Below are 11,217 nucleotides of genomic sequence, written 5' to 3' on the forward strand. Positions count from 1 at the left end.
GCAAGGCATTTGACAGCAGCGCCGCAGACTTGCTGAAACAACCTTTAAGCCAGGGCGATGCCGTGCAACTTGCCCTGGTCAACAGCCCTGCACTGCAAGCCATGCTGGCCGAAAACTGGGCGAGTTCGGCCAGCGCAGCGCAGTCGGGGCGGATTACCAATCCTCTATTCACGTTTGAACGCCTGCGCGCCGGCGACGAACTTGAAATTGGGCGTTTACTCTCCTTCGGCCTGCTCGACCTGTTGACGCTACCCCGGAGAGCCGGTATAGCGCAGCGGCGCATCACGCAAGGGCAGTTGCGCCTGACCTCCGATGTGATCGATCAAGTGACCCAGGTTCGGCAGGCATGGGTCAGGGCGGTTGCTGCGCAACAAATGCTGAGTTATGCGAGGCAGGTGTTCGACAGCGCAGAGGCCAGTGCCGAGCTCGCCCGCCGGATGCAGGCCGCTGGCAATTTCAGCAAGCTCGCCCGCGCGCGCCAGCAGGTGTTCTACACCGACGCGGCAACCCAGCTCGCGGGTGCACAGCACACGGCGACTTCATCGCGCGAAGGACTCGTTCGCCTGCTCGGCCTCAACGATGCGCAAGCCGTGCAGCTCAAACTTGCCGAGAGGCTCCCCGATCTGCCGAGGGAGCCGCGCGACCCTGGCGAGGTCAGCAAGCTGGCCGGGATGTCGAGGCTGGACATTCGTCTTGCCCAGTCAAACTTCGAGACTGCTGCGAAGGCGCAGGGACTGAACACCTTGACGACCTTCACGGATATTGAGTTGGGTGTTCGCAGAAATACGAAATTTGACGATGCAGCCGGCACGCAAAACACCGGAAGAGGCTTCGAGATCGGTATACGCCTGCCCATCTTCGATTGGGGCGGCAACCAGCGTGATGCGATGAACGCGCAAACCCTGGCAGCAGCCAACCGGCTGGAGGCGGCTGTACGCGTCGCCGGGTCCAACCTGCGTGAAGGGTATTCGGCCTACCGCACGGCCTACGACGTTGCCAGACATTACCGCGATGAGGTCATTCCGTTGCGCAAGACCATCTCGGAAGAGAACGTGCTCCGCTACAACGGCATGCTGATTGGCGTTTTCGAGTTCCTGGCTGATTCGCGTGCAGAGGTTGGCAGCGTGATGGCTGCGATTTCGTCTGAACAGCAATTCTGGCTGGCAGACGCTTCGCTACAGGCCGCGGTGATGGGCAAGCCAGTGATGGCGCCCACTGCAGCGCCAATAAGCGCAACGGGTGGAGGCGGCGATGCAGCCCACTGATTGGTGTATTTCATGCCGGTGCTTGTGCAGACTGGCGTCCGATCTATTTAAAAACCTGGTCAAGAGGAACGCGGTATGAATTCAAGAAGACAGTTTTTCAAGGCAGCCGGTATCGCCGGCGGTGCGATAGCCGCAGCCACTGTCAGCCGGGTCGCCATGGCGGCTTTGCCTGAACCGGTTTTCCAGACCAAGCCCGATACCATGCCGCCTTTGGTGCCCAACAGCGGGCGACCCTACAACCCGTTGGTGACGCTGAACTGCTGGACCCTGCCCTGGCGCATGAACAACGGCGTGAAGGAGTTTCACCTGGTGGCCGAACCCGTGGTACGCGAGATGGCGCCCGGCATGAAGGCCCACCTGTGGGGCTATAACGGCCAGTCGCCCGGTCCCACCATCGAGGTTGTCGAGGGCGACCGCGTGCGGATGTTTGTCACCAACAAACTGCCCGAGCACACCAGCGTGCACTGGCACGGCCAGCGCCTGCCCAGCGGCATGGATGGCGTGTCAGGCCTTACCCAGAATGCCATTCAGCCCGGCAAGACCTTTGTGTATGAGTTTGTCGCGCGACGGCCCGGCACTTTCATGTACCACCCGCATGCCGACGAGATGACGCAGATGGCGATGGGCATGATGGGCTTCTGGATTACTCACCCCAAGGCCAGGCATCCCCTGATTGACGAGGTCGATCGCGATTTCGTGTTCCTGCTCAATGCCTACGACATTGATCCAGGCAGCTACACGCCGAAAATCATGACCATGCTCGACTTCAATCTGTGGAGCTGGAACAGCCGAATCTTTCCGGGCATCGACTCGCTCAATGTGCGCAAGAATGACAAGGTGCGGATCCGCGTCGGCAATCTGACAATGACCAACCATCCCATGCATTTGCACGGTCATGAGTTCCAGGTCACAGGCACTGACGGCGGCCCAACGCCCAAAAGCGCTCGCTGGCCCGAGGTCACCGCCGATGTGGCTGTCGGCCAGATGCGGCAGCTGGAGTTCGTGGCCGATGAGGAGGGCGACTGGGCTTTCCATTGCCACAAGAGCCATCACACGATGAACGCCATGGGGCACGACGTTCCGACCATGATTGGCGTGGACCACCGCGTCATCGCCAAAAAAATCACCAGCCTCATTCCCGACTACATGGTGATGGGCGAGCGCGGCATGGCCGACATGGCAGAAATGGAGATGCCCTTGCCCGACAACACCATTCCCATGATGACTGGCCAGGGCCCGTTCGGCTCGGTCGAAATGGGCGGCATGTTCAGCGTATTGAAAGTGCGCAAGGAACAGAAGCCCGGCGACTACAAAGACCCCGGTTGGTACAAGCACCCAGCCGGCACCGTCGCTTTTGAATACAAAGGCGCTCTGGCAGAGCCCGCACGCTTTCAGTCTGAAGGCGGGCAGTCAATGCCACGCGCGCAAAAGAACGCGAAAGAAATCGAAGTTCTGGTGCGCAAACCCGCCATGGGCAACATGCAACATTGAGTCAGTTTTTAGCCTCCCATCCTGAAAGGTATTTCATGAAATCGCGCAACATCCTGTTCGCTATCCCCGCCATTTTCCTGGCCATGTCAGCCATCGCCTCGGGCAATCACGCAGGCGGCCACGACGAGGCCGCCATTGGCAAGCCCGGCGTCGTTTCCAGAGTCACACGCACTGTCGTCGTGGACATGACTGACGATATGCGCTTTCACTCGTCACTGATTTCTGTCAAGCAAGGGGAAACGATCCGCTTTGTCGCCAGGAACAATGGCAAGGTCAAGCACGAGATGGTGCTGGGCACTGAAAAAGACCTCCGCGATCATTACGAAGTGATGAAAAAGAACCCTGAATGCCAACATGGTCACGGTGGCGCCAGGCAAAAGCGGCGAGATCATCTGGCAATTCACCAGGACCGGCAAGGTGGACTTCGCTTGCCTGCAGCCTGGCCACTTTGATGCCGGCATGAGGGGCCTGGTCAAGGTGGCAGCGAAATGATCTTCAACACAAACGAAAGCGCATCATGTCAATCACAAGTTTGAACGCTGTTTCCCGCCGGTCTGCCTTGCGGCTCTCGCTGGCCGCGGCCGGCGTCACCCTACTCGGTCAACCCCTGAGCGCACTAGCCGGCACCGACAAAGACCAGATCACAGTCTGGAAGAGTCCAACCTGCGGCTGTTGTGGTGAATGGGTGACGCATCTGAAAAAAAGCGGTTTTGTCGTCGTTACAAACGATGTCAAAGACACTGCGCCCATCCGGCAGAAGCTCGGAATGCCGGAAAAATGGGGCTCCTGCCACACGGCCCGACTGGGCAGCTACGTGATTGAAGGTCACGTTCCGGCGCAAGAGTTGCGAAGACTGCAACGTGAAAATCCTGACGCGCGCGGACTCGCCGCGCCAGGCATGCCAATGGGCTCACCGGGCATGGAAGTTGACGGCAAGCGCGATGCCTTCGACGTTTTACTCGTCCTGAAAGACGGCAGTTCCCGTGTTTATCAGTCCTATTACTCAACCTCCTCTGCAAAGAAACTATCATGAAAACACTCAAGGCAATGCTGGTCGCTTCAACCTTGCTGCTCGGCGCAGCTCATGCCCAAACGGCCAAAACCCCCGACACGGGCACGATGAACATGGACGCCACGCACAAAATGGCGCCCATGGATTCAACGGAAATGGTGGACGCGGAGGTGCGAAAAATTGACAAGGACAATAAAAAAATCACACTCAAGCACGGTGAAATCAAGAACCTTGAGATGCCCGGCATGACGATGGTGTTCCAGGTCAGGGATCCGGCAATGCTCGACAAGCTGAAGACTGGCGACAAGGTCCGGTTCACGGCAGAAAAAGCGGGTGGCGCCATCGTCGTCACCAGTATTCAGCCCGCCAAATAAGGCGAAGGCAAATAAAGCCCGACACCTGCCTTTTCTTCGGTTTGCCCCGCAGGCCGGATGGCGATGGTTTTGTGCCGGCAGCGAGATTTGTTCCGCTGGCATTTTCTGCGGAGTGAGCGCGCATGGAGCGCCTGGTATCCCGCACCAGGAAGTCGCTTTCAAGCCGGCTGCTGCGCCAGCCGCGTGGCTGCAAATGCGACATACCAGTCCAGGCAGCCAGGATTGGCCATCGCATCGCGGTTCACCACTTTTTCCAGCGGCTGCCCGAGCAGCAGTTTCTTGATCGGCAGTTCCTGCTTCTTGCCCGAAAGAGTGCGCGGAATTTCGGCGACATGAAAAATGTCGTCGGGCACAAAGCGCGGACTGAGTGCCGTCCTGACGGCGTTGCCGAGTTTTGCCTTCATGGCGCCATCCAGCAACACCCCGCTTTTCAGCACCACGAACAGCGGCATATAGCTTTCGCGGCCGAGGTACTCCAGATCCACCACCAGCGAATCCAGCACTTCGGGCAAGGCCTCGATGGCGCTGTACAGCTCGCTGGTGCCCATGCGCAGGCCATGGCGGTTGATGGTGGCGTCACTGCGGCCGAAGATGACGCAGCCCTGGTTTCCGTCGTCCGATGCGCCCTGTTCTTTCGTGCCGACGCGCAGCCAGTCACCATGCCGCCAGACGCCGCCGGCCTCAGGCCCGAGGTTCCGGTCGCCGGGCCGCTCCAGGACCGAAGCAGCCCCTTCGGGAACCAGCGACCCCCCCGCAGAAGGGGAGCGTGGAGGCACGGGCAGGCCTCCGCCGGGTTTGCGGCCATGGCCGGCCGGGTACATCTCGAAATAGCTGGCGAGGTAGCGCGCATTGTTTTCGTCACCCCAAAAGTACAGCGGCATCGACGGGATGGGTTGGCTGCAAACCAGCTCACCCACCTCGCCCAGCACCGGCAGTCCGGCTTCGTTCCACGCCTCGACAGCGCAGCCCAGCAGACGGCATTGCATGACGCCCGGCTGCTGCGGCAGCTCGCGGTTACCGCCAATGAAGGCGCCGCAAAAATCCGTGCCGCCCGAGATGTTGCACCACCAGATGTCGGCCTCCACGCCTGCCGCTGCGCGTACTGCGCTTTCCCCCGGGAGGGCTGAACTTGCCCGGTTGATGGTCGGGTGCAACGCCGCGATGCGCCGGAACTGCTCTGTACCCCACATCTGCGCCTCGGGCGAGAGTGGCGAGCCGGTTGTCCCCAGTGCGCGAATAGCCGACAAGTCGCCGCAGGTGGACAAGTCCACCCCCGCCTTCATGCAGTTGGCATAGAAGGCCGCGCCGGCGCCGAAGAAGGTAACGCCGGTGTCGGCGGCAAAGCGCCAGAGTGTGCTCCAGTCGGGTTTGTCCCTGGTGCCGCCGGGGTTGCCGTCGTAAATCACGCAGGTGGTGCCGTTGAGCAGGCCGCTCAGCTGTGCATTCCACATCACCCAACCGGTCGAGCTGTACCAGTGAAAACGTTCGCCCCGGCTGTTGGCCTGGTAGCTGCAGCCGACGTCGTTGTGCAGGCTTTTGAGCGCCAGCGCCACCAGCACCGTGCCGCCGTGGCCGTGCACGATGGGCTTGGGCAGGCCGGTGGTGCCGCTGGAGTAAACAATCCACAGCGGATGGTCAAACGGCAGCCACAGCGGCTCGAAATCTGCCGTTTCAGCATCATTTCGGGCTGTTGTCCAGTCGAATCGGGCACAACTTGCTATTGAATCAATAGCAGCCTGAAATTCATCGGCGCTGCCCAAATTGTTGTGCAGGATCAGGTGCTGAACCGTGGGCAGCGCCTGACGCAGCTCGTGCACCACCGCCATGCGGTCAATATCGCGCCCGCCATAGGTCACGCCGTCACAGGCGATCAGCACCTTGGGCTCGATCTGTCTGAAGCGGTCGAGCACTGCGTTGGTACCCATGTCGGGCGCGCAGATGCTCCACACACCGCCAAGGCTTACCGTCGCCAGAAACGCCACCATGGCCTCCGCGATGTTGGGCAGGTAAGCGGCCACCCGGTCGCCAGGCTGCACGCCCTGGCCTTGCAGGTGCAGCGCCAGCGAGGCAACCTGGCGGCGCAGCTCGGGCCAGCCCAGTTCGCGGTGCCGGCCCTTTTCGTTGCGGCTGATGATGGCCGGCAACCCCGCCGCTTGCGCCGGCAGGACATGGCGAAACACCTGCTGTGCATAGTTGGCTTTTGCGCCCGGAAACCAGACCGCGCCCGGCATCACGTTGTCAGCCAGCACAGCGCTGTGGGGCGTCGGCGACTGCATGCCGAAATAGTCCCAGATGCTTTGCCAGAAACCGTCAAGATCGGTCGTCGACCAGCGCCAGAGTTCCTGGTAGGTCTGAAAACTCAGACCGCGGTGCTCGCGCAGCCAGTCCTGGTAGAGCCGGATCTGGGGAATGTAGGGCGCTGGTTCTGTCTCGCTCATGCTGGTTTCTTTCTTTTGGGATCGCACGGTGTCACGGTTTGATCACGGAGCGGCGCCGTCTTGCCTGAGCGGCATGACTTCGCTGTCAATTCAACACCATTCAGGCCTGTAGTCCAATAATTACGGTCTCTTACAGCTATTTAATTAATAGCATTCAGATTGCCACCAGATGCCCATCGACCAGCTCGATGATACGGTCAGAGCGCGCGGCCAGGCGCGGGTCATGGGTGACGATCAGGCAGGCGCTGCCGTGGTCGCGATTGAACTCGCGCAGCAGCCCGAACACCTCGTCGGCCGAAACAGTGTCGAGGTTGCCGGTCGGCTCGTCGGCCAGGATCAGCCGCGGCCTGAGCGACAGCGCGCGGGCGATCGCCACGCGCTGCTGCATGCCGCCTGAAAGCTCGCCCGGGCGCTTGTACTCCGCGTCCTTCAGGCCGACCCGGGCCAGCAGGTCGCGGGCGTTGGCTTCGGCCTCAGCCGACGCGGTACCGTGCGCGATGATGGACGGCATCAGCACGTTTTCCAGCGCGGTAAAGGCCGGCAGCAAATGGTGGAACTGGAACACGAAACCGATGGTGGCGCCGCGCAGTGCGGTGATTTGCGCGTCGTTCAGCGAGCGGGTTGGCCGCCCGGCGATCTCCAGCGTGCCGGAGGTCGGTCGCTCCAGCAGGCCGATGATGTTGAGCAGCGTACTTTTGCCTGAACCCGACGGACCCTTGAGCGCGACGAATTCGGCCTGCTGCAACGCCAGGCTGATGCCGTGCAGCACCTCGGTTTCGACTTCCGTGCCGACGTTATAGCTGCGGCGGATGTCTGCCAGCTGCAGGATGGGGACGGGTGGAGTGGTCATGCGATCTGACTATTGTGATCGCATCAGGTTTGCGGTCCGGGCCACCGCCTGCGCTAGGCAGACGTTTTACGGCGCGACCGCGATCGGCCGGGCGCCGTGGGTTGAACGTCAGCCACTGGCACCGGTCATTGGCGGTTCTTCCTCGGTGTTATTCGAATGGGCATTAACCAGCAACAGCAGACCCCGCACGAAAGGTGATCCGGGGGCCCGTTGCCTGCCTGATTGGGCGTCACCGAAGACTCCCATTGCATGTCGGGCTGCTCGATTGAGGCCTTGGGCAGATGACTTCGCGTCCCGCCTTGACCATTGCTGCAAGCATTTCCCTGGGAAAGAACGGTTCGCCGTTCACTCCGATTTCTTCCGGTGTCATCTTTGCGAACTGTGCCGTGCAACTGGTCATCGCAAAGGTATACAGACCCATGATGTAGTCAGGACTCGTATTTATCTCTCGCACTTCCGGGTAAATTTCGATTAGCCGTTTTCCAAACCTTTCAACCCTCGCTGGCTCGCAGGGAAACTCGGTTTCAACAACGGCTCCTGTTTCAAATGTGCATTGGTGTGGCTCGGCCTTCGCGCTGTGAGAAAGCGCCAGTATCAATACGAAAAAAAGGTCATGCTTCATAGGGCAATGGGCTGACGATGAGGGCGCGTGTTGTGAGGCCTGACGAATTTCCAGAACAAAACCCGCTCTATGAGTGGGACTTTGCTTCATAAGTTGGCCGTCGAATTTTCCTGAAAATGGCTTTCGGTCTTCCTTGCGCGGCTTTCTCAATTTTTAATTCAGTTATAAAAATTCCGGTGAATCACGCAGCTCGCGCGATTTGATTCTAGGCTTCAATCAGCTACTTACCCAGATGGGGTGCTTTTTGAAAGACTGTTTTCGCTGCTGCATTGCTGCCGCTCGAACACCGAGCTCAATGACCGCAACGGGTCGATGGAGTCCCTGCGCAGACGAAAAAAATCGCACGACCGGATCGCCTGCACCGGGTTCATGCGCGCGGCGCTGCGCGCCGGAATAGCTGCCGCCGCCAGCCCATTGGTGCGGTCGCAGCCCACCGCTAACCGCTCATCGTGCACCACCCACTCAGTCACCGCCGCGGTCGTGGTTGAACTCGCGCAGCGAGCCATGAGTTCTGACGGCCAGGTCTTGGCTTGCGATAACTGAAACTCGTTACTGCAGGACTGAAATGGTTCAGAACCTGATTTTGAAGTTTTGTGAGTCGAAGGGCCGCTCAAGACTGACTGCCGACATAGGGTTATCCAAGCTGCTTCGCTCAATACCCGACGTTGACATCGACAGGTTGGGTGTCAGCAATGTGGCGCCAATTTCGAGGATCGCTGCACCCGCACCAGGCCAAAAACGGACATAGGCATCTCATGGCTATTTACGATGTCCCAAGAATTCTTCCCGGACTGCCCGGAGTAGGCAGCCCCTGGCGCCAGTTCAGTGCGAGCGGAAAGGGCCTGCATAGCGAAGGTTTGGTGGTGGAATTTGGCACAGCGGAACGCTGGTGCTAGGTAGGCAATTTCCAGCCAGGGTTGACGAAATTCTCGACCGTCTTCGCCATCGAAGGGGAGCTTGAGGCAACCGTGCTTGCCGGAGGGCAATGCTACAGGGTGAACATAAAAACCGGCGAAATACTTGCTGAGTTCGGCGGTGGTCTTGCGTCGGTGGTGGAAATTCCCCAGGTTGGTTCCCTGCTGCTTTGCAGCCTCACGGACTTCGAAGTCTATCGGAGGGGTGGAGGCGTCGTCTGGCGTTCGCGCCGCGTTTCTTGGGATGGCTTCCGCAACCTGTCCATTCATGGAAAGGAATTGAAAGTAAGCACGCGGTGATCCCATATTGACCGCTGCGAGTGGTCATGGTTGTTGCTCAGGCAGTGATGTGGCAGCAACTCCTCAGCCCGGCTGGCCCTGTGCGTGGGCAGCCGTGTCAGAACCTCCTTGAGGTAGCCATAGGGGTCATGCCCGTTCATGCGCGCTGACTGGATCAGACTCATCACGGTAGCCGCACGCTGGCCCGCGCGCAAGCTGGCGGCAACAGCCAGTTGTTCCTGTCTATGGCAATTGGCCGGATCTGGTTCTCGATTCAGTTGTTGTCCACGGGCAATTGCTCGTCTTCGACGAAGCGCGTGAGCGCCACCCAGCGCCGTAGGCTGCAATCCAGTGCCCGGGCAGTGGCTGAACTGTCGGGCACCTTCTGCCGCTGCAATGTCAGCCGACAATCTTGCGTGAGTACAGGTCCAACAACACCGCCAGATACAGCCGGCCGCTGGCGGTCCTGATGTATGTGATGTCGCTTACCCGGGCCTTGTTCGCAGCGCCTGGATTGAACTGGCGATTGAGCACGTTGTTTGCAACCGCTAAAGCACTGAGTCAGGAGAGAAATCCCCTTGCCATCAGTAAAGTGTGACCACGTGAACCGCTCAGACCGACGGAGGAGAAGGCGAGGAACAGCTCCAAAACGTCGAGGCGTGGAGGCGGGACGGCCAGGGCTGGCGGCATGGCCGTATCGCGTGCATAACGGTGAACGGGCCAGGCCAGCAGTATGCATATTCCAAACTTGCTATACCAACTGCTATATATTCGTCTGCGTCACACACCAACCAAGAGGAATGCATGTCTATCCAATCCATCCTGAAATCCACCGTGGTCGCACTGGCGATCGTGACCGGTGCGCCGCTTTTCGCACAGGGCACGCCCATCAATACTGCGACGTTTGATGCGCTGGTCGCGCAGGGCCCCGTCGCCGACGCTGCGACCATCGCGTCGAGTACCTGGGCCAGCAAGATCAAGCAGGCTGGCACGCTACGCCTGGGCGGCACACAAACCTCGAATCTTTTCTCGCTGCTGAACGAGAAAGACGGCAAGATCCGCGGCTTCGACGCAGGTCTGGCCCAGCTCATCACACGCTACATCTTGGGCGATGGTGCCAAGTACCAGTTCACGCAGGTGACCTCGTCCACACGTGAACAGGTGCTGATCAACGACCAGGTGGACATTGTGTTCGCCACCTACTCCATCACCCCCGCCCGCGCCGAGAAGATCTCGTTCGCCGGTCCTTACTACACCTCGCAGGCCGGGGTGCTGGTCAAGGCGAACAACAAGACTATCCAGTCGTACAACAATCTCGCCGGCAAGAAGACCGCCACGCAGGCCGGCTCCACCGGGCCCGCAATCCTGGCGCAATTCGCGCCCAAGGCTACCGTGCAAGAATTCCAGACGCACCAGGAGGCCCTCGACGCACTGCGCCAGGGGCGCGTGGACGCCTACGTCACCGACTACACGCTGCTGCTCAATGCGCTGAGCCTCGGAACCGGCGACGCGCAACTAGCGGGCGCGCCCTTTGGTGCGCAGGACCCCTACGGCGTTGGCTTGCCCAAGGGCTCGGATGGCGTGGCCTTCATCAATACCTTCCTGAAGAAGATTGAGACCGACGGCACTTGGGCCAAGCTTTGGACAGTGTCCATCGGACAGCGCACCGGCAGCACGGCCGTTCCGACGCCGCCCGCCCTCCCGTAAACGATGGGCAGTGTCTCCCGGCTCCTGGCCGACTACGGGCCTGCCTTCGGGCAGGCCCTTTTGCTGACATGGAAGCTCACAGCGGTGTCGTTCGCGGCCGGCTTCTTGCTGGGCATGGTCGTGACGGTGCTCCGGCTCTTCCCGCTGCGGCCCCTCCGCGGGTTTGTGAACGGCGACGTCGAGATATTCCGCAACAATACCACCGCGGGGCGGCTGTTAGTGATGGTGTTGGCGCGGGGCCCTCTCCCGGTGCGGGTGGGACATT

Annotated in this window: 10 protein-coding genes and 4 pseudogenes; 7 read left to right on the forward strand and 7 right to left on the reverse strand. The window is 60.3% G+C overall.

Annotated features, from left to right (window positions below):
• From HHJ19_RS06300 to HHJ19_RS06320, 5 genes and pseudogenes are all read left to right on the forward strand, one after another.
• Window positions 1-1,265, forward strand: a 1,265-nt coding sequence (locus tag HHJ19_RS06300) for a TolC family protein (protein ID WP_296905067.1), incomplete at its 5' end; no start/stop codon positions are given.
• A gap of 75 nt (window positions 1,266-1,340) precedes the next feature.
• Window positions 1,341-2,756, forward strand: a complete 1,416-nt coding sequence (locus HHJ19_RS06305; RefSeq protein ID WP_296905069.1) for a copper oxidase — start codon at window positions 1,341-1,343, stop codon at window positions 2,754-2,756.
• A 35-nt stretch (window positions 2,757-2,791) separates the two neighbouring features.
• Window positions 2,792-3,248 (forward strand): annotated as a pseudogene (locus HHJ19_RS06310) (cupredoxin family protein).
• A gap of 67 nt (window positions 3,249-3,315) precedes the next feature.
• A complete protein-coding gene (locus tag HHJ19_RS06315) occupies window positions 3,316-3,789 on the forward strand; it encodes a DUF411 domain-containing protein (protein ID WP_296905071.1) in 474 nt (157 codons plus the stop codon).
• Window positions 3,786-4,142 (forward strand): copper-binding protein, encoded by a 357-nt coding sequence (locus HHJ19_RS06320; RefSeq protein WP_296905073.1) that lies wholly within the window; start codon window positions 3,786-3,788, stop codon window positions 4,140-4,142. Before HHJ19_RS06315 ends, HHJ19_RS06320 begins: the two co-directional genes overlap by 4 nt.
• Window positions 4,143-4,300: 158 nt before the next feature.
• On the opposite strand, the gene HHJ19_RS06325 is transcribed toward HHJ19_RS06320, so the two are convergent.
• The 7 genes and pseudogenes from HHJ19_RS06325 to HHJ19_RS06355 all read right to left on the reverse strand — a co-directional run.
• A complete protein-coding gene (locus HHJ19_RS06325; protein WP_296905075.1) occupies window positions 4,301-6,580 on the reverse strand; it encodes an acetoacetate--CoA ligase in 2,280 nt (759 codons plus the stop codon).
• A 154-nt stretch (window positions 6,581-6,734) separates the two neighbouring features.
• Window positions 6,735-7,430 carry an ABC transporter ATP-binding protein gene (locus HHJ19_RS06330; RefSeq protein WP_296905077.1) on the reverse strand — a complete coding sequence of 232 codons (696 nt, stop codon included), beginning with the start codon at window positions 7,428-7,430 and terminating at the stop codon, window positions 6,735-6,737.
• A 229-nt stretch (window positions 7,431-7,659) separates the two neighbouring features.
• Window positions 7,660-8,052 (reverse strand): hypothetical protein, encoded by a 393-nt coding sequence (locus HHJ19_RS06335; protein WP_296905079.1) that lies wholly within the window; start codon window positions 8,050-8,052, stop codon window positions 7,660-7,662.
• Window positions 8,053-8,276: 224 nt separating this feature from the next.
• Complete coding sequence (locus tag HHJ19_RS06340) at window positions 8,277-8,558, reverse strand: hypothetical protein (RefSeq protein WP_296905080.1); 282 nt, start codon at window positions 8,556-8,558, stop codon at window positions 8,277-8,279.
• Window positions 8,559-8,738: 180 nt separating this feature from the next.
• The gene (locus HHJ19_RS06345; protein ID WP_296905082.1) at window positions 8,739-9,236 is read right to left on the reverse strand and encodes a hypothetical protein; all 498 of its coding nucleotides are present in this window, start codon (window positions 9,234-9,236) and stop codon (window positions 8,739-8,741) included.
• Window positions 9,233-9,639: pseudogene (locus HHJ19_RS06350) on the reverse strand (transposase); the annotation flags it as partial. The pseudogene HHJ19_RS06350 and the gene HHJ19_RS06345, both read right to left, overlap by 4 nt.
• Window positions 9,640-9,647: 8 nt before the next feature.
• Window positions 9,648-9,797: pseudogene (locus HHJ19_RS06355) on the reverse strand (IS3 family transposase); the annotation flags it as partial.
• 252 nt (window positions 9,798-10,049) lie between these two features.
• Here HHJ19_RS06355 and HHJ19_RS06360 point away from each other — a divergent pair.
• Complete coding sequence (locus tag HHJ19_RS06360; RefSeq protein ID WP_296905084.1) at window positions 10,050-10,952, forward strand: glutamate ABC transporter substrate-binding protein; 903 nt, start codon at window positions 10,050-10,052, stop codon at window positions 10,950-10,952.
• Between the two features lie 3 nt (window positions 10,953-10,955).
• Window positions 10,956-11,217: pseudogene (locus HHJ19_RS06365) on the forward strand (amino acid ABC transporter permease); the annotation flags it as partial.

Origin of the sequence: Polaromonas sp., from assembly GCF_012927415.1 — a bacterium.
In the GTDB taxonomy this organism is placed as follows: domain Bacteria; phylum Pseudomonadota; class Gammaproteobacteria; order Burkholderiales; family Burkholderiaceae_C; genus Polaromonas.